20 protein-coding genes are annotated in these 19,019 nt (G+C 57.0%); all 20 read left to right on the forward strand.

The annotated features are described in order from the left end of the window. Positions 1–60: 60 nt before the first annotated feature. The 20 genes from B5E62_RS00340 (at position 61) to B5E62_RS00435 (ending at position 19,004) form a co-directional block, all read left to right on the forward strand. Positions 61–570 carry a DedA family protein gene (locus B5E62_RS00340; RefSeq protein WP_087172797.1) on the forward strand — a complete coding sequence of 170 codons (510 nt, stop codon included), beginning with the start codon at positions 61–63 and terminating at the stop codon, positions 568–570. Positions 571–585: 15 nt separating this feature from the next. After that, positions 586–1,893 (forward strand): glycosyltransferase, encoded by a 1,308-nt coding sequence (locus tag B5E62_RS00345; RefSeq protein ID WP_087172798.1) that lies wholly within the window; start codon positions 586–588, stop codon positions 1,891–1,893. Positions 1,894–1,906: 13 nt separating this feature from the next. Next, positions 1,907–2,458, forward strand: coding sequence for a DUF374 domain-containing protein (locus B5E62_RS00350; RefSeq protein ID WP_242957677.1), 552 nt, complete (start codon positions 1,907–1,909; stop codon positions 2,456–2,458). 47 nt (positions 2,459–2,505) lie between these two features. After that, complete coding sequence (locus B5E62_RS00355) at positions 2,506–3,204, forward strand: response regulator transcription factor (protein WP_033124468.1); 699 nt, start codon at positions 2,506–2,508, stop codon at positions 3,202–3,204. Beyond that, positions 3,176–5,323: a sensor histidine kinase gene (locus B5E62_RS00360; RefSeq protein WP_143468780.1), complete on the forward strand. Its 2,148-nt coding sequence runs from the start codon at positions 3,176–3,178 to the stop codon at positions 5,321–5,323. The genes B5E62_RS00355 and B5E62_RS00360 overlap by 29 nt, the downstream gene beginning before the upstream one ends. A gap of 59 nt (positions 5,324–5,382) precedes the next feature. Then, positions 5,383–6,339, forward strand: coding sequence for a tRNA dihydrouridine synthase (locus B5E62_RS00365; protein ID WP_087172800.1), 957 nt, complete (start codon positions 5,383–5,385; stop codon positions 6,337–6,339). A gap of 4 nt (positions 6,340–6,343) precedes the next feature. Then, positions 6,344–6,826, forward strand: coding sequence for a prepilin peptidase (locus B5E62_RS00370; RefSeq protein ID WP_087172801.1), 483 nt, complete (start codon positions 6,344–6,346; stop codon positions 6,824–6,826). A 12-nt stretch (positions 6,827–6,838) separates the two neighbouring features. Next, positions 6,839–7,462: a DUF3841 domain-containing protein gene (locus B5E62_RS00375; RefSeq protein WP_087172802.1), complete on the forward strand. Its 624-nt coding sequence runs from the start codon at positions 6,839–6,841 to the stop codon at positions 7,460–7,462. Positions 7,463–7,599: 137 nt separating this feature from the next. Further along, positions 7,600–8,085, forward strand: a complete 486-nt coding sequence (locus B5E62_RS00380) for a cytidylate kinase-like family protein (RefSeq protein ID WP_033124427.1) — start codon at positions 7,600–7,602, stop codon at positions 8,083–8,085. Between the two features lie 207 nt (positions 8,086–8,292). Beyond that, positions 8,293–9,645 carry an MATE family efflux transporter gene (locus B5E62_RS00385; RefSeq protein ID WP_087172803.1) on the forward strand — a complete coding sequence of 451 codons (1,353 nt, stop codon included), beginning with the start codon at positions 8,293–8,295 and terminating at the stop codon, positions 9,643–9,645. 106 nt (positions 9,646–9,751) lie between these two features. Further along, positions 9,752–10,447 (forward strand): UMP kinase, encoded by a 696-nt coding sequence (gene pyrH / locus B5E62_RS00390; protein ID WP_087172804.1) that lies wholly within the window; start codon positions 9,752–9,754, stop codon positions 10,445–10,447. A 27-nt stretch (positions 10,448–10,474) separates the two neighbouring features. Next, on the forward strand, positions 10,475–11,026 hold the full coding sequence (gene frr, locus B5E62_RS00395; protein WP_087172805.1) for a ribosome recycling factor: 552 nt from the start codon (positions 10,475–10,477) through the stop codon (positions 11,024–11,026). Between the two features lie 73 nt (positions 11,027–11,099). After that, complete coding sequence (locus tag B5E62_RS00400) at positions 11,100–11,825, forward strand: isoprenyl transferase (protein WP_087172806.1); 726 nt, start codon at positions 11,100–11,102, stop codon at positions 11,823–11,825. Beyond that, entirely contained in the window at positions 11,818–12,615 is a 798-nt protein-coding gene (locus B5E62_RS00405) for a phosphatidate cytidylyltransferase (RefSeq protein ID WP_087172807.1), read from the forward strand. Before B5E62_RS00400 ends, B5E62_RS00405 begins: the two co-directional genes overlap by 8 nt. Before the next feature lie 39 nt (positions 12,616–12,654). Next, positions 12,655–13,806, forward strand: coding sequence for a 1-deoxy-D-xylulose-5-phosphate reductoisomerase (locus tag B5E62_RS00410; RefSeq protein ID WP_087172808.1), 1,152 nt, complete (start codon positions 12,655–12,657; stop codon positions 13,804–13,806). A 3-nt stretch (positions 13,807–13,809) separates the two neighbouring features. Further along, positions 13,810–14,841, forward strand: a complete 1,032-nt coding sequence (gene rseP, locus B5E62_RS00415) for an RIP metalloprotease RseP (protein ID WP_087172809.1) — start codon at positions 13,810–13,812, stop codon at positions 14,839–14,841. 269 nt (positions 14,842–15,110) lie between these two features. Continuing rightward, a complete protein-coding gene (locus B5E62_RS00420) occupies positions 15,111–16,550 on the forward strand; it encodes an acyl-CoA carboxylase subunit beta (RefSeq protein WP_087172810.1) in 1,440 nt (479 codons plus the stop codon). Positions 16,551–16,564: 14 nt separating this feature from the next. Beyond that, positions 16,565–17,380, forward strand: coding sequence for an OadG family transporter subunit (locus tag B5E62_RS00425; RefSeq protein WP_087172811.1), 816 nt, complete (start codon positions 16,565–16,567; stop codon positions 17,378–17,380). A gap of 27 nt (positions 17,381–17,407) precedes the next feature. Then, on the forward strand, positions 17,408–17,797 hold the full coding sequence (locus B5E62_RS00430; protein ID WP_087172812.1) for a biotin/lipoyl-containing protein: 390 nt from the start codon (positions 17,408–17,410) through the stop codon (positions 17,795–17,797). A gap of 55 nt (positions 17,798–17,852) precedes the next feature. Continuing rightward, positions 17,853–19,004, forward strand: a complete 1,152-nt coding sequence (locus tag B5E62_RS00435) for a sodium ion-translocating decarboxylase subunit beta (protein WP_087172813.1) — start codon at positions 17,853–17,855, stop codon at positions 19,002–19,004. The last annotated feature ends 15 nt before the right edge of the window (positions 19,005–19,019 follow it).

Genomic DNA, 19,019 nt, shown 5'->3' on the forward strand with positions numbered 1-19,019 from the left:
AGCACATGCTCCTTAAGAAATTGTGGGTATCCTAAATATATACAAAGGAGGATGTGTTCTATGGATATCCAGACGCTTACAAACTATTTTCTCGAATATGGCGCATTTTTCATATTTGTGATCGTTCTTCTGGAGTACCTGAACCTGCCGGGATTTCCGGCTGGTGTGATCATGCCCCTGGCGGGGATATGGGCCTCCCAGGGTGAGATAAGCTTTCCCATGGTGATGATCCTGTCCGTGGCGGCGGGGCTGACGGGAAGCTGGGCACTCTACCTTCTGGGGAGGACAGGAGGCACCCGGCTTCTGGGATGGTATTTCAGAAAATTTCCAAAGCAGAGGCCCGTCATAGAAGAAAAGATCCGGTTCCTGCGGGAAAAGGGGTGCGTGGGCGTCTTTGTCAGCAAGCTGCTGCCCATGGTGCGGACGCTCATCTCCATCCCGGCGGGGATGGTGAAAATGAATTTTGTGAAATATACGGTGAGCTCTGCCCTTGGTATCTTTCTGTGGAACCTCCTCTTTGTGGGGGCAGGATACTTCTTTGGGGAGGCTGCCATCCGTATATTCAGCTAGAGGAGGCAATGAGACATGAAGATCGCGATGCTGACAAACAATTACAGGCCTTTTGTGGGAGGCGTTCCCGTCTCTGTGGAAAGACAGGCGAAAGCGCTGCGGGCCCTGGGGCACGAGGTGACGGTGTTTGCTCCGGACTATGGGGACGGGAAAAATGGGGATCAGGACCCTGAAGAAGCCTATGTGGTCCGGTGCAGCTGCTTTAAAAGAAAGATGAGCAACGGCATGGTCTACCCCAGGGTGGCGGACCGGCAAGTGAGAGAGGCCTTTGAGAGGGAGGTCTTTGACTGTGTCCACGTCCATCAGCCTGTCTTTGCAGGAAATACCGCTCTCTGGCTGAGAAAGAAGTACCATATACCGGTGGTCTATACCTGGCACACAAAGTACCAGGACTATCTGCACTATTTTCCCTTGTTTAGGGAGGAAGAAAAGGCGGGGCCAATAAGGCGCCTGCTGATCCGGGCGGGGAGGGACCTTATCCTTCCGGCCTACATGCGGTGGTTCACAGGGAAATGCGACCTGGTGCTGGCGCCCTCCAAGGGGATGAAAAGGCAGATCCTGGAGATGGGTGTGAGGACCCCTGTGGAAATGCTCCCCACCGGACTTGAGGAAAGTTTTTTCGAGACAGATGAGAGAAGGGCAGAAGAGATCCGAAAGGAGTATCTGCAAGACAGAAAATATCTGTTCTGCACCGTGTCCCGCCTGGAGAGAGAAAAGAACATCCCGTTTCTCCTGGAGGGAGTGCGCAGGCTGAAGGAGGAGGACATGGATCCCTTCCGCCTCCTGGTCATCGGGGAGGGAACCCAGAGGGAGCATCTGGAGGAGCTGTCCCGGGAGCTGGGTCTGGAGGACACGGTCATTTTTACCGGAAATATCCCCAACCGGGAGCTGAAGTACTACCTGGCCGCCAGCGACCTGTTCCTCTTTGCCTCCAGGTCGGAGACCCAGGGCATCGTGATCCAGGAGGCGCTGGCGCAGGGCTGCCCGGTGGTGGCTGTGAGGGCAACCGGGGTGGAAGACGCAGTGGAGGATGGAAGGAACGGCTATCTGGCGCCGGAGGATGTGGACGCCTGGTGCCTGAAGGTGTGGAAGGCTCTGGAGGGGCCGGCGGTGCAGGAGATGAGGACCCGTGCCCGGGCCAGCGTCCGGGGCTGCCGGAGTGTCCTTCTGGCCATGCAGGCGGAGCAGATGTACAGAGGATGCCTGGAGAAGAGGCAGAAGGAGGTGGCAGGCTATGTGGGCGGACACAGGTCGGGACATGTGGCGGAGCGCGGGGAAGAGTGTGCTGCAGTCTCTTTTTCTCGGCTATTTAAGAGTACTTAGAAGGACTCTGCGGGTGGAGTGGGCGGAAGACGATGTCAGTCCAGGCCGCCAGGTCTTCGGTTTCTGGCACGAGGACAGCTTCTGCATGAACCTGGTGCTGGAGCAGCTGGCCGGGAGGACGAGACCGGTCCACGTCATCGTCACGGCAGACACAAGGGGAGACTACATTGAGAGGATGGTGGAGAGCTGCGGCGGCCATGCCCTGCGGGTGGCCGACGGGCGGGCCTCCTTTGGAAAGCTCAGGGAGATACTGGAGGAGTTCCGGGGGAGGGACGCTTCCCTGGCTGTGGCTCTGGACGGCCCCCTGGGGCCCCGGCATGAGCCGAAAAGGCTGGCCTTTTATTTTGCGGAGCTTTTGGGGGTGGAGTTTACGGGCTTTACCCTCAGCTACTCCGCCTGCCTCCGTCTCTGGAGGCGGTGGGACAGATATGCCATCCCTCTGCCCTTCTCAAAGGTGACTGTGCGGGCCCACAGCTACGGCAGTGTCACCAGGAGGAGCATACCTGTCCTCCCCGCGGAGACGCAGAGGGGAAAACCCGGCCTTTTTGTCCGGAAAAAGACGTAGTATACTTGGAGGAGAAAGACAAAAGAGAAAGACAGCAGGAGGAAATTATGGAAGACAATCATATCTTGATCGTGGAGGATGATAAAGAAATCCGGGAAGGAGTGGAAATCTATCTGAAAAGCCAGGGGTATAAGGTGTTCCAGGCCCGGGACGGTGTGGAGGGACTGGAAATCCTGGACAGGGAGGAAATCCACCTTGCCATTGTGGATATCATGATGCCGAGGATGGATGGGATCCAGATGACGCTGAAGCTGAGAGAAAAGTATGATTTCCCCGTTATCATGCTCTCGGCAAAGTCCGAGGAGGTGGACAAGATCACCGGACTTGGCCTGGGGGCAGACGACTATGTGACCAAGCCCTTCGCTCCTATGGAGCTGATGGCCAGGGTCAACTCCCAGCTCCGGCGGTACCGGAAGTTCCTGGAAAAGCTGGAGGTGAAGGGAAATGTCCACGTCATCGGAGGCTTGGAGATCAACGAGGACACGGTGGAGGTGTCGGTGGACGGCAGCCCCGTGAAGCTGACGCCCCTGGAGTATAAAATCCTGCTCCTCCTGGCCAAAAATCCGGGCCGGGTCTTCTCGGCGGATGAGATTTACGAGAGAGTCTGGCAGGAGAGGGCCATAAACACGGACACGGTCATGGTCCACGTGCGCAATATCCGGGAGAAGATCGAGCTTGACCCGAAAAATCCGAAATATTTAAAGGTGGTGTGGGGTGTTGGGTATAAAATTGAAAAACAGGACTAAGATACGCCGGGCGCTGGCCGGGGCCGTGCTCTGCCTGTGCGCGGCTGCGATGCTGCTGTTCTATCCCGCGTTTGAGGAGGCGGGGCAGGAGGCCACGGAGGACCTGTACGAGGGGCCGCAGTATCTCTCCGATATGCTGTCGCCCCTCCTTCAGGGTAACTATGTGCTCTACAATGAGATCGCAAAGAATATGGATGAGTCCCAGCTGCGGGAGGAGATGGACACGTCTGACTTCCGGAGACTGGAAAAATACATGGACTACTGCCTCTGCGATGACGGCGGTGAGGCTCTCCTCGAGAGCGGCGCGGGGGCTGCTGAAAAGCTGGACGCCTCCGGGAGCGCCGGATACGCCATCCGGGTCCGCTTTTCCTTTGACAGTGAGGGGGGCCTTGGAAATGTTCAGGTGGCCAGCAGCTATCTGGACAAGGACGTACAGTACGAGATAGAGGAGTCCCTCCTCTCGGGGCAGGAATCCCTGGAGAGGGAGTGGCAGATGCAGGAGAGATGGCCCATGTCACTCCCGTCGGATGTGACGGCGGTGTACGGCATGACCATGGACAATGTAAAGTCCTGCCTGTCCGCCGCCATGGCGGCAGACGCCTACGGGGGCGCCTATCTGTACGCCCGCTGGATAATGGACAGCTCTGCCTTCATATGGGTCATGCTGTTCCTGACAGTGCTGGCCGTCGGGGCAGGCATTCTGTACAGGACCCTGGAGAGGGAGAAGGAGGAGGTCATCTTCCGGGCGCCTCCGGAGCTGGTGGCCGGGGCGGCCATCCTGCTTGCCAGCGCCATGATCTGGCCGGCTATCATGATATGGAAGACATGCACAGGAAGGCTGTTGGCAGCGTCCGCCTCCTCCGATGCGGACCGGGCTCTGAACTTTGGGGTCAACTTTCTCGTGTGGTTCCTGCTCTTTGCCATCCTGTTCTGGATAGGGGGCTGCCTGCGGGATTTCTTAAGGTCGCCGGGAGCCTGCCTGCGGGAGCGCAGCCTCCTGGTGCGGGGAGCCAGGTGGATCTTTGACAGCGACAGGGGCGTGGCGGACACGATGCGGCAGAGAGCCCGGGGGGCCGGACATAAAGTGAAGGAGGCGGTGAAGAGCCAGTACGACGCCCTCCTCCATCTGGATTTCCGGGACAGGACGAACCGGCTCATACTGAAGGTTGTACTCCTGAATTTTATCGCTATCCTGCTCATCAGCTTCCTGTGGTACTACGATGTATGGGCGCTGGTCATCTACTCAGCGGTCCTGTTTTTGTTCCTGCGCAGGTACCTGAACCGGGTGCAGAAACAGTACGGGCAGATCCTGAAGACTACCAGCACGCTGGCCGAGGGGAGACTGGACGTACCCATTGAGGGGGATGCGGGCATCTTCACGCCGGTGCAGGAGGAGCTGGTGAAGATACAGGACGGCTTTCGGAAAGCAGTGGAGAGGGAAGTAAAGAGCGAGAGGATGAAGACTGACCTGGTCACGAATGTGTCCCACGACCTGAAGACGCCCCTGACAGCCATCATCACCTATGTGGATCTGCTGAAGCATGAGGAGGACGAGGAAAAGAAGCGGGAGTACATCGGCATACTGGAGCGAAAGTCCCAGAGGCTGAGAGTGCTCATCGAGGACCTCTTTGAGATCAGCAGGGCCACCAGCAAAAACGTCACCCTGCATTTGATGGACCTGGACATCATCGGGCTCCTGAAGCAGGTGGAGCTGGAGTACGACAGGGATATAAAGGAAGCGGACCTTGACATCCGCTGGAGCCTGCCGGGGGAGAAGGTCATCCTCAGGCTGGACAGCCAGAAGGCCTACAGGGTCTTTGAAAACCTGATCGTCAACATTACCAAATATGCGCTTCCCCACACGAGAGTCTTCATCGATGTGGAGGAGACAGAAAAAGAGGCGGTGGTCCGGATGAAAAATGTGTCCGCGGCAGAGCTCACATTCGACACCGAGGAGATCACGGACCGCTTTGTGCGTGGAGATGCCTCCAGGAACACGGAGGGCTCCGGACTGGGACTTGCCATAGCCAGGAGCTTTACGGAGCTGATGGGCGGCACTCTCCACGTATCCACAGAGGCGGACCTCTTCCGGGTGGAGATCCGCTTTCACAGGGCATAGACTTTTTCACAGGATCATGCTAGAGTAGTAGGACAAAGCAAGGTGAAAGAGGACAGAGGATGGAATACTATTTTGCGCCCATGGAGGGGATCACAGGCTACATACACAGGAACGTGCACCACAGCCTGTTCCCCGGCATATCGAAATACTTTACAGCCTTCATCGCCCCGGGGCAGAAGGGAAAGTTCAGCGCCAGGGAGAAAAATGATATACTCCCTGACCACAACCGGGGTATCTGTACGGTGCCCCAGCTCCTCACCAACAATCCTCAGGATTTCATCACCACTGCGGTGAAGCTGGGAGAGCTGGGGTACCGGGAGATCAACCTGAACCTGGGATGCCCCTCCAGGACAGTAGTGACCAAGTACAGGGGCTCCGGCTTTCTCGCAAAGCCGGGGGAGCTGGACGCCTTCTTTGCGGAGGTGTTCTCAGCCTGCGGAGGAGAAGGCTCCCTGGGGGAGATGCAGATATCGGTCAAGACAAGGCTGGGGGTGGAGGAGCCGGAGGAATTCTTCCGTATCCTTGACATTTACAACCGCTATCCTCTGAAGGAGCTCATCATCCACCCCAGGACGCAGAGGGATTTCTACAGCGGTCCGGTCCATATGGACCTTTTTGCCTACGGTGCGGAGCACAGCAGATGTCCTGTCTGCTACAACGGGGATATCCGGACCGGGGAGGATATGAGAGCGCTGGAAGAGCGGTTCCCGGCTCTGGACCGGGTCATGATAGGCAGGGGACTCCTTGTGGACCCGGCCCTCCACCTGCAGCTGCAGGGCGGCAGGATGCCGGACAAGGCGGCTCTGAGAACCTTTCACGACCGGATATATGACTGGTACAGGCAGGAGATGCCGGGAGCCAGGCCGGTGCTCTTCAAGATGAAGGAGCTCTGGGCTTATATGGGACAGCTCTTCGAGGACGGGAGGAGGCCTCTGAAGAAGATACGCAAGGCGGAGAGGACGGAGGCTTACGAGGCAGCGGTCGAGGAGCTGTTCAGGGAGTGTCATACCGTGTGAAGCTATGCGCACTGTTTGTCTGTGTATTTTTCTCCTTCTGCTGGCCAGGGCGGCCGCGGAGGATATAGCGCGGCGGGAGATCCGCGACAGGATATGGGCGGGCATCCTGGCGGCGGGCCTTTTGTGCTGGGGACTCGGCGCAGCCCCGGCCGGGTGCGGCCGGGAGGGACTGGACCTGGCGGACAGGCTGGCAGGTCTGCTCTGCGGCAGCCTCCCCCTGGCGGTGGTCTGCTGTCTTTTGCCGGGGGCCTTTGGCGGAGGAGACATAAAACTTGGAGGGGCGGGGGGATTCTTCCTGGGATGGAGAGCCGTGCTGGCGGCCGGCGCCCTGGCCATTCTGTCAGCCGGGGCAGTGACGGCGGCCCTGCTTCTGAGCGGGAAGGTGTCCAGGAGGGCTACGGTTCCTTTTGGGCCGTTTCTGTGCCTTGGCATGGCGGCGGCATGGTTCTGGGGGGAGGAGCTGGCCCTCTGGTATGTGGGAAGATAGGAGGAACAGGACATGGAGCGGAGTACGGAGAGAGACCAGGGAAGGGATCGGAAAGAGACAGTGCGTCTCTACACCAGGCAGAACGACAAGACGCTGTACCAGCTTGAGCGGGACGGGCGGATCATCAACCAGAGGATTTATGTGCAGCTTCATTTCGGCGACATTGCGCCCCTCTTCCTGGAGAGCTACGACTGGTTCACGAGGAAGGCGTCCGCCATGGTGGAAAAGCCCCCGGATGTACAGGCGCCCGTCTGGTGCTCCATCAGCCGGGAGAACTGCCTGCGGCCTGTCCCGGGCACGGTGGTGTATGTGCTGGAGGTGCCCAGGGACCAGGTCATCTACTTTGATGATGAGAAGTGGGACTATGTGCTGAACCGCATCTACCTTCCAAAGGACGGGAAGGACAGAGAGCAGTACAGGCAGCACCTGAGGGAGCTGGGAGTGGCCAACGGATTTGAGTTTTTCCAGGGCCGGTACAAGGGCATGTACCCGGAGGAGGAGAGGCGGATCAGGGAGAGCTGGGACCGGATTTTCGACATTGACAGGTGGACTGTCTTCAACGTGTGCGGGAATATATGGGAAATCCGCAGGGAATGGGTCCTTCGGATTGTACATCCGGGCGAAGATGTGGTATAATGTGAACACTTGGCGAGGTACTTTCGAGCCTAGTGTGAATATATACCTGGACACTTAGCGAGGTTCCTTACGAGCTTAGTGGCCATGGTATAATGACCACGCAACACAAAAAACCGGACTACAAAGGAGGAATTGGTATGAAACTAGTGATAACCATGAGCAGGCGTTACGGCACGGGAGCCAGCAGGATCGCTCAGGAGCTCTCCGAGAGACTCGGCATTCCGGTCTATGACAAGGTGAATGTGGAGGAGGAGATGAGCAGCCATACCTACGACTCTGAAGTAGAGGTCATCAAGAAGCTGGCGGAAAAGCCCTGCATCATCCTGGGAAGATGCGCCTCCGAGATACTCAAGGACAGGCGCAATGCCTTCAACATCTACGTGTGCGCGGACAAGGAGGACCGGGTCCGGAGGATCATGGGCAAGGAAAACCTGAGCCGCGAGGAGGCGGAGCGGAAGATCGAGAAGACAGACCAGGAGAGGGCGGAGTACTATTACGAGCACACCGGGAAGACATGGGGGGATGTGAACAACTACCACATGATACTGAACACCTCGGATCTGGGCGTGGAGAACTGTGCGGACATACTGATGAAATATTTTGAGAGAAAAGAATATATTTAAAGCACGGCTGAGAAGAGCACGGCAAAGAGCGGCGGACTTAAGCGGTCTGCCGCTCTTTTTTGCAGCGGCGCCGGGCCGGAGGCCGGACCGCTGTAAAGGGGAAGAGAAATTCCTGTTATTTTTGGCGGAAGAGTCTTGCATTCTTCCCGCGCCTTCTTTATAATGGAGCTCGTTTGCGCATAAAAGAAGACAGAGGAGGAAGACTGGATGGAAACAGATATGACAGTGGGAAGCCCGGCCAGGGTGATCCTGAACTTTACGATCCCCATTTTTATAGGAAATATATTTCAGCAGCTCTACAACATGGCGGACGCAGTGATCGTGGGAAAATTCGTGGGCCCCAACGCCCTGGCGGCGGTGGGCTCCTGCGGCACCCTGATGTTCCTTATCATCGGCTTCCTGCAGGGGCTCACGGCGGGTTTTACCGTGATCACGGCCCAGCACTTTGGCGCCGGGAACATGAAGGCCATGCGCCAGTCCGTGGCATCTGCCTGCATTTTATCCGCTGTTGTCTCTGTCATCATGACGGTGCTGAGCATGTCCATGATGAAGCAGATCCTGGGATGGATGAACACGCCGCCGGAGATATACAGCGAAGCCTACGGCTACATCATGGTCATCTGCGCGGGTATCGTGGCGCAGGTGCTCTACAACCTCTTGGCCAGCATCCTGCGGGCACTGGGGAACAGCAAGGTGCCCCTCTACTTCCTGATACTGGCGGCCTTCTTAAATGTAGTGCTTGACCTGGTGTTCATCATCGTGTTCCACATGGGGGCCGCGGGAGCTGCCTACGCCACGGTCATCTCCCAGGGCGTGTCGGGGGCTGCCTGTCTCCTGTACATTTTCAAAAGTGTGCCGGACCTGCACCTGAACAAGGAGGACTGGCGGCTGCACCGGGACCTGTCCATGTGGCAGCTTAGGATCGGCCTTCCCATGGCCCTGCAGTACTCCATCACAGCCATTGGCACCATCATGGTGCAGGCGGCCCTGAACACGCTGGGAGCACTGTCCGTGGCCAGCTTTGCGGCGGCCAGCAAGATCGAACAGGTGGTGAGCCAGGCCTACGTGGCCCTTGGGACCACCATGGCCACCTACTGTGCACAGAATATGGGGGCAGGCAGGTGGGACCGGCTGAAGAAGGGCTTTTCCTCCGCTACGGTGATCGGGAGCATCTACGCTGTCATAGCGGGAGGCGCTATCTTCCTGGGGGGGAAATACCTGGTGGTCCTCTTTGTGTCTGAGCAGGTGGGGCAGATCATGGGACTGGCGGATATCTACCTGAAATGCGCCGGGGCCATGTTCATCCCGCTGGCGGTGGTCAATATATACCGGAATGGCATCCAGGGGATGGGCTATGCCCTCCTTCCCATGATGGCAGGCGTGGCGGAGCTCATTGGCAGGGGAGCCGTGGCGCTGCTGTCATCGCAGAGGGGAAGCTATCTCGGCACCTGCATGGCAAGCCCCACGGCCTGGATCCTGGCAGGGGCGCTCCTGTTGGCTATGTACTTTGGCATTATGCGGTCCCGGGCGCCGAAGACCGGGACGCGGGGAAAAAAGTAAGTTCCCTTTTTGTGCAACCTATGCTATACTTTAATCTAGGTATGCACTGAAGGCGGATGCCGGATGGGCAAAAGGAGTACAACAGTAAGACAAGGAGCAAAACTTTATGAAAAGAGTGTTGTTAAAGCTGAGCGGAGAGGCGCTGGCGGGAGAGAAGAAGACCGGATTTGACGAGGAGACCTGCCTCGGCGTCGCAAGACAGGTAAAGCAGATCGTGGAAGAGGGATATCAGGTGGCGATCGTGACCGGAGGAGGAAATTTCTGGCGGGGGCGGACCAGCGAGACCATCGACCGGACCAAGGCGGACCAGATCGGCATGCTGGCTACGGTCATGAACTGTATCTACGTGTCAGACATCTTCCGTTTTGCGGGCATGAAGACAGAAGTGTTCACCCCCTTTGTGTGCGGGGCCTTCACCACTCTGTTCTCCAAGGATAAGGCTGTGGAGGCGCTGGAGGAAGGCAAGGTCATCTTCTTTGCGGGCGGGACGGGACACCCCTATTTTTCCACAGACACGGGGGCTGTACTCCGCGCTATCGAGATCGAGGCCGACGCGATGCTGCTGGCAAAGGCGATCGACGGCATCTATGACAGCGACCCGAAGGTGAACCCGGAGGCTGTGAAGTTCGACGAGATTTCCATTCAGGAGATCATTGACAGGAAGCTGATGGCAGTGGACCTGACTGCGTCCATCATGTGCCTGGAGAACAGGATGCCCATGCTCGTGTTCGGACTGAACGAGGAGAACAGCATTGTGGAGACGTTATCGGGAACATTTACCGGCACAAGGGTGACCGTGTAGTATAAAGTCATAAGGGAGGAAACCATCATGAATGAAAGACTGAAACCATACGAGGACAAGATGAAAAAGACACTGGCAAACCTGGAGGGAGAACTGGTGACAATAAGGGCAGGCCGGGCCAATCCCAATGTGCTCAACAAGATCACTGTGGACTACTACGGCTCTCCCACACCGATCCAGCAGGTGGCCAATATATCCGTGCCGGAGGCCCGGATGATACAGATCCAGCCCTGGGAGAAGAGCATGCTGAAGGTCATCGAGAAGGCCATCAACATGTCTGACCTGGGCATCAACCCCACAAACGACGGTTCCTGCGTGCGGCTTGTATTTCCGGAGCTGACAGAGGAGCGCAGAAAAGAGCTTGTGAAGGATGTAAAGAAAAAGGGCGAGCAGGCCAAGGTGGCTGTCCGCAATATCCGCCGGGATGGAAATGATGCCTTCAAGAAGCTGAAGGGGAGCGACGTGTCTGAGGATGAGATCAAGGACCTGGAGGACGAGCTGCAGAAGCTGACGGACAAATTCATCAAAGAAGTAGACAAAGCGGTGGAGAGCAAGTCAAAAGAGGTTATGACGGTCTAGCCGGAAAAAACAGAGAGAAAAGACGGGGGACGGGACATCATGTGCCGTCCCCCTTGTGAAGGGAGACAATGCGATGAATGTACCAAGGCATGTGGCGATCATCCTGGACGGGAACGGGCGGTGGGCCAAGGCAAAGGGAATGCCCCGCAATTACGGTCACGCCCAGGGTAGCAAGAACGTGGAGAGGATCTGTGAGGAGGCATGGAAGATGGGCATCAAGTACCTGACTGTCTACGCCTTTTCCACGGAGAACTGGAGCCGCCCCAGGGATGAAGTGGACGCCCTGATGAAGCTTCTTCGCAATTACATGAAGACCTGCCTGAAGACGGCGGCAAAAAACGACATGAAGGTCCGGGTCATCGGCGACAAGACCAGGCTGGATGAGGATATCCGCAGCAGGATCGCCGAGCTGGAGGAAGCCACGGAAGGCAACGGGGGGCTGAACTTCCAGATTGCCCTCAACTACGGCAGCCGGGACGAGATCGTCCGGGCGGTGAGGAGGCTGGCTGAGGATGCAAGGGACGGAAAGCTGGAGCCGCAGTCCGTCACTCCGGACGTCTTCGCCTCTTATCTGGATACCCATGACATCCCGGATCCGGACCTCCTCATCCGCACCAGCGGCGAGGAGAGACTGTCCAATTTCCTCCTGTGGCAGCTTGCCTACTCGGAATTCTACTTCACAGACGTGCTGTGGCCTGATTTTACAAAGGAGGAGCTCGCAAAGGCCATAGAGTACTACAATGGCCGTGACAGGCGCTACGGCGGCGTGGAGAAAAAGGAGGATGGAGGAAATGTTTAAGACAAGGCTTTTGAGCGGCATCGTGCTGGTGGTCATCCTCATTGCCACAGTGGGGTACGGCGGCAGTCTCCTCTTCGGGGTGCTGGCGGTGATCAGCCTGATCGGCATGAGCGAGCTCTACAAAGTGGTGGATGTACACAGGAGGGCCCTCGGCATCACAGGCTACCTGGGGGCTGCAGCCTATTACGCGCTCCTGTACACAGACAGGATGGAGTGGATGACAGCGCTCACCATCCTGTTCCTTGTGGTGGTCATGGCGGTGTATGTGTTCTCTTTCCCTGCCTTCCGGACGGAGCAGGTGATGGTGACCTTCTTCGGCCTCTTCTATGTGGCGGTCATGCTGTCCTACGTGTACCAGACGAGGATGCTGCCGGAAGGGGGGACAGCCGTGTGGCTCATTTTCCTGAGCTCCTGGGGATGCGACACCTGTGCCTACTGCGTGGGCATGCTCATCGGAAAGCACAAGATGGCGCCCCGCCTGAGCCCGAAGAAATCCGTGGAAGGCGGCGTGGGGGGAGTTCTTGGAGCGGCGCTTCTTGGCGCACTCTTCTCCCTGGCCATGAACCAGTGGGGCGGCGCGGACGTGGACCCTCTGTTCTACGCGGTCATCTGCGGGGCGGGCGGTATCATCTCCCAGATCGGCGACCTGGCGGCCTCCGCCATCAAGCGGAACCACGATGTGAAGGACTACGGGAAGCTGATCCCGGGGCACGGCGGCATACTGGACCGGTTTGACAGCGTGATATTTACAGCGCCTGTCATCTACTATCTGGCTGCTATGCTGGCTTAAGCCGCAGGCTGCTGTCTTTTTGAAGAAGGGAGATAGGACATGAAAAAAATTGCCATACTGGGCTCCACGGGCTCCATCGGGACACAGACCCTGGAGGTTGTGAGGGAAAACGGTGATATAGAGGTGACTGCCCTGGCAGCAGGGCAAAACATCGGGCTTCTGGAAAAACAGATACGGGAGTTCTCTCCCCGGCTGGCGGCTGTCTGGGACGAGGAGCGGGCCTTTGAGCTGAGAAGCCGCATCCGGGACCTGGACACACAGGTCCTGTCCGGCATGGACGGACTGATCCAGGTATCAACGGAGGAGAAGGCGGATATACTTGTAACAGCCATCGTTGGCATGATCGGCATCCGGCCTACCATGGAGGCCATCCGGGCGGGGAAGGATATTGCTCTGGCCAACAAGGAAACGCTGGTGACAGCGGGGCATCTCATCATGCCACTGGCCAGGGAGCGGGGGGTGTCCATCCTCCCGGTGGACAGTGAGCACAGCGCCATCTTCCAGTCCCTCCAGGGAGGGCAGGAGAAGGCCCTGAAGAAAATCCTCCTGACCGCCTCCGGGGGGCCCTTCCGTGGCAGGACCCGGGAGGAACTCAAGGATGTGCAGGTGGAGGATGCACTGAAGCATCCCAACTGGGAGATGGGGCAGAAGATCACCATCGACTCCTCCACCATGGCAAACAAGGGGCTGGAAGTGATAGAGGCGAAGTGGCTCTTTGATGTGGACGTGGACCAGATCCAGGTGGTGGTCCAGCCCCAGAGTGTGGTCCACTCCATGGTGGAGTACGAGGACGGGGCGGTCATCGCCCAGCTGGGGACGCCGGACATGAAGCTGCCTATCCAGTACGCACTCTATTACCCGGAGCGCAGATATCTGCCGGGGGAGAGACTGGATTTCTGGAGTATCGGAAAGCTGGACTTTGAGAGGCCGGACACAGAGACCTTCCGGGCCCTGGCCCTGGCCTACAGGGCAGGGCGGGCCGGGGGCAGCCTTCCCACCGTGTTTAACGCGGCCAACGAGATGGCTGTGGCGAAATTCCTGGACCGGCAGATAGGATATCTGGAGATCACAGACCTGATAGGGGAGTGCATGGAGAGACATGTGAATATTCCCTCCCCCTCCCTCGACGAGATACTGGACACAGAGGCGGGCGTCTATGAGTATATAAACAGCAGACTTGGCAGGAGGTAACATTTGGGTATTATCATTGCAATCTTAATCTTCAGCTTTATCATCTTTTTCCACGAGCTGGGACATTTCACCCTGGCGAAGCTGAACCATATCGACGTGCAGGAGTTCTCCGTTGGTATGGGGCCGGCCATCTTCACAAAGGAGTATCACGGCACCCTGTACGCGGTGCGCATCCTGCCTATCGGCGGGTACTGCGCCATGGGCGAGGACGAGGAGGCGACGGACTCCCCCGCCAATTTCAACAACAAGTCCGTGTGGGCCCGGATCTGTGTCATAGCGGCGGGGCCTGTGTTCAACTTTATCCTGGCCCTCATATGCGCGGCCATCCTTGTGGGAGCGGCGGGCTACGATGAGCCGGTGGCGGGGGAAGTGGAGCCGGATTACCCGGCAGCCCAGGCAGGGCTTGAGGCCGGCGACCGGATCGTGGAGATGAACGGGAAAAATATCCATCTCTTCAAGGAAATCCAGGTGTATAACCAGTTCCACCAGGGGGAGGAAGTGGAGCTCACCTACGAGCGGGACGGGGAGGAGCACACGGTCACCATCACCCCGAAATATGACGAGGAACTGCAGTACTACAGGCTGGGCATCAGCAGCAGCGGCTACACGGCGGCCACCCCCCTGACCGCTGTCCGGTACGGGGCCTACGAGGTGAAATACTGGATCGACACCACCCTCCTGAGCCTGAAGATGCTGGTGACAGGCCAGATCGGCATTGACCAGCTCTCCGGTCCTGTGGGTATCGTGGACGTGGTGGACGACACCTACCAGGAGGCCAAAAGCTACGGCACCGCCACGGTGGCAGTCAACATGCTGAACATCGCCATCCTCATATCAGCCAACCTGGGGGTCATGAACCTCCTGCCCCTGCCGGCTCTGGACGGGGGGCGGCTTGTCTTCCTCGTCATAGAGGCTGTGCGGCGCAAGCGCATCCCGCCGGAGAAGGAGGGCTATGTCCACTTTGCCGGGATCGTGCTTTTGATGGCGCTGATGGTGGTGGTCATGTTCAACGACATACAGAGGGTGTTTTTCTAAAATCGATAGCCTGTGCGGCATTGTAACTATATTGAGAAAAAAAGCGGTCAGCTCCGGGATATAAAACCAGAGCCGGCCGCTTTCTCTGTCGCTTTTTCGACAGAGAACAGCATTGCTAAAAAATTAACAGAAATTCGAAAAACAGTTGAATTAAGAGAAGAAAAAATATATAATATAATAGGCAGAAAATTTGGTTGACTTTTTGCAATTATCTATAATCTGCATGAGAAAACCTGATTTAAATAATAATGAAAATGGAGGGCTAGGTTATGAGCAACATGGCAACAGAAAATGCAGCAAGCCGAAGGATCACTTCTCTGCTTGATGCAGGCAGCTTTGTTGAAATCGGCGGCGGTGTGACTGCCAGAGCAACTGATTTTAACATGCAGGAAACAAAAACTCCGGGAGACGGCGTCCTTACCGGGTACGGTCTGATCGACGGGAATCTTGTCTACGTCTACAGCCAGGACGCATCTGTGCTGGGAGGTTCTGTCGGTGAGATGCATGCAAAGAAGATCGTGTCTGTCTATGATATGGCGATGAAGATGGGCGCTCCTGTCATCGGGCTTTTGGACTGTGCGGGTATCCGCCTGCAGGAGGCCACAGACGCACTGGAAGCATTCGGGCAGCTCTACCTGAAGCAGACAATGGCTTCCGGTGTTGTCCCCCAGGTCACAGCGATCTTCGGAAGCTGCGGCGGCGGTCTGGCGGCACTGGCTGCGCTGACAGATTTTACATTTATGGAGGAGAAGAACGCAAAGCTGTTTGTGAATTCTCCCAATGCGATTCCGGGCAATACAGTCCAGAAATGCGACACAGCCTCCCCGAAATTCCAGAGTGAGTCCGCGGGTCTTGTGGACGCGGTGGGGACAGAGGAGGAGATCCTCTCCGACATCCGCTCGCTGATCTGCATGCTGCCCTGCAACAACGAGGAGGACGCCTCCTACGATGAGTGTACAGACGACCTGAACCGTCTGTGCGGGGATATCGAGAACGCGGCGGAGGATACAGCCATTGCTCTGGCCCAGATTTCAGACAACGGTGTTGTCTTTGAGGTGAAGAAGGATTACGCAAAGGATATGGTCACAGCCTTTATCCGACTCAACGGCATGACTGTGGGAGCTGTTGCGAACCGCTCAAAGGTCTACAATGCGGATGCAGAGGTGACGGCAGAATTTGACGGCTCCCTGTCCACCGCAGGAGCGCGCAAGGCCTCTCAGTTTGTGAGGTTCTGTGACTCCTTCAACATTCCGGTGCTGACACTGACCAATGTGACAGGCTTTGACGCATCCAAGTGCGCGGAGAGGAATCTGGCCCGGGAGACGGCAAAGCTCATCTATGCGTTTGCTGATGCAACCGTTCCGAAGGTCAATGTCATTATCGGAAAAGCCTACGGCAGCGCCTATGTGGCTATGAACAGTAAATCCATCGGCGCGGATATGGTCTATGCATGGCCGAATGCGGAGATCGGCATGATGGACGCGGGCCTGGCTGCAAGGATCATGTATCCTGACGCTGACAGGGCAGTCCAGACAGAGAAGGCTGCAGACTACCGCACGCTCCAGTCCAGCCCGGCTTCCGCGGCAGGACGGGGCTATGTGGACGCAGTCATCAGCCCGGCAGAGACGCGCAAATATATTATCGGAGCATTCGAGATGCTCTTCACAAAGAGAGAGGATCGTCCTGCAAAGAAACATGGAACGGTTTAGTGAGGTGAGACGAATTGAAGAAGAAGATTAGCTTATTATTATGCACGCTTACGGTTGTGTTTGCCCTGGCCGGGTGCAGCGGCGAGGACTCCGGAGTGGAGTATGACCAGGCTGCCATCGGGGAGGCCACCGAGTTCCTCATCAGCTACTGCTCCACCGCGGATGAGACGACCATTGAGCAGTGGAACAGCCTCTCTGACGAGCAGCTGGATATCCAGATGGCTCAGTCAGGCTATCCCTTCACGGGGGACAGCTTCCTTGGCTCCATGGATGCCTGGCAGGCAGGCATAGAGGAGTGCGGAGCCTACGAGGGGCACGGTGACTTCACATATGATGCCTCCCAGACAGAGCTCTCCGTGACGACTACGGCTCAGTTTGCGGACAGGGAGGCCAACCTTGAGATCATCTACAAGGCAGACGTGCGGGGCAACCTGCATCTGGACAGCCTTACAGTCAGCGGTATCTATTCTATGGGGGAGATCCTGAGCAAGGCGGGGCTGAACACGCTGCTTGGCATGGGGACCGTATTTGTTGTACTCATTATCATCAGTGTGATCATCTCCCTGCTGAAGTATATACCGAAGCTGCAGGAGGCGTTCTCAAGGAAGGATGCAAAGGTCCAGGAAGCGGCAGCTCCCGCAGCGGCAGCTCCGGAGCCGGCCCATAGGGCAGTACCGGAGGCGGCGCCCGAGGCGGAGCCTGAGGATGTGACAGACGACGGCGAGCTCGTGGCAGTCATTGCGGCGGCCATCGCGGCATCAGAGGAAGTGCCGGCAGACGGCTTTATCGTGAGAAGCATCAGACGGCGGAAATCAAATAAGTGGATGTAAGTATAACCGGATCAGGAGGATATAAAAATGAAAAACTACACAATCACAGTAAATGGAAATGTATACGATGTAACGGTTGAGGAGAAGGCGGCAGGAGCGGCTCCCGCAGCGGCAGCGGCCCCGGCACCGAAAGCACCTGCGGCCCCGGCACCAAAGGCACCTGCGGCAGCCCCGGCACCGAAAGCACCTGCGGCAGGCGCTGGATCTATCCAGGTGAAGGCAGGAGCGGCCGGAAAGGTATTTAAGATCGAGGCGAACGTAGGCCAGGCTGTAAAGCGCGGTGATGCGGTTGTCATTATCGAGGCTATGAAAATGGAGATCCCCATCGTGGCACCCGAGGACGGAACAGTTGCCAGCGTTGATGTGGCTGTAGGCGATGCCGTTGAGGCAGGCGCGGTTCTGGCTACATTGAACTAGGCGGCTAAGATGCCGTTCTGACGGAAACTTTTGAAACACGACTGGAGGTTAAAAAATGGATTATATTATAACGACCTTGGGAAACCTCGTGCAGCAGACAGCCTTCCTCAACCTTACATGGGGAAATCTGATCATGATCGCTGTTGCATGTTTTTTCCTCTATCTTGCAATCAGACATGGATTTGAACCTCTGCTGCTCGTGCCTATTGCCTTCGGTATGCTGCTTGTCAATATCTATCCGGATATTATGCTGCATGCAGAGGACGCGGCCAACGGCACAGGAGGACTTCTCTATTATTTCTACGTGCTGGATGAGTGGTCCATCCTTCCGTCACTGATCTTCCTCGGCGTGGGAGCCATGACGGACTTCGGACCGCTGATCGCCAACCCCAAGAGCTTTCTTCTGGGAGCGGCAGCACAGTTCGGTATTTTCGCCGCTTACCTTGGCGCTATGGCCATGGGATTTTCCGACAAGGCGGCTGCCGCTATCGCCATCATCGGCGGTGCGGACGGACCGACGTCCATCTTCCTGGCCGGAAAGCTGCAGCAGACAGCAATCCTTGGCCCTATCGCCGTGGCAGCTTACTCTTACATGGCGCTGGTTCCTATCATTCAGCCGCCGGTAATGAAACTTTTGACAACAGAAAAAGAAAGAAAGATCAAGATGGAGCAGCTCCGGCCTGTATCCAAGCTGGAGAGGATCCTCTTCCCCATCATCGTTACCATCGTGGTATGTATGATCCTTCCTACCACAGCACCTCTCGTAGGTATGCTCATGCTTGGTAACCTGTTCCGCGAGTGCGGTGTGGTAAGACAGCTTACAGAGACAGCTTCCAATGCACTGATGTACATTGTAGTTATCCTTCTTGGTACATCCGTCGGCGCTACAACAAGTGCAGAGGCATTCCTTAATCTGGATACACTGAAGATCGTGGCCCTCGGACTAATCGCTTTTATCTTCGGTACAGCGGCAGGTGTCCTGCTCGGAAAACTGATGTGCGTGCTTACCGGAGGAAAGGTCAATCCGCTGATCGGATCAGCCGGCGTGTCAGCCGTGCCTATGGCGGCCAGGGTATCCCAGAAGGTGGGTGCGGAGTACGATCCAACCAACTTCCTTCTCATGCATGCCATGGGACCGAACGTGGCCGGAGTTATCGGTACGGCGGTAGTCGCCGGAACCTTTATGGCAATCTTCGGAGTTATGTAAGACCGGATCCTCCGG

The organism is Lachnoclostridium sp. An118, from assembly GCF_002160985.1.
GTDB lineage: Bacteria > Bacillota > Clostridia > Lachnospirales > Lachnospiraceae > Claveliimonas > Claveliimonas stercoravium.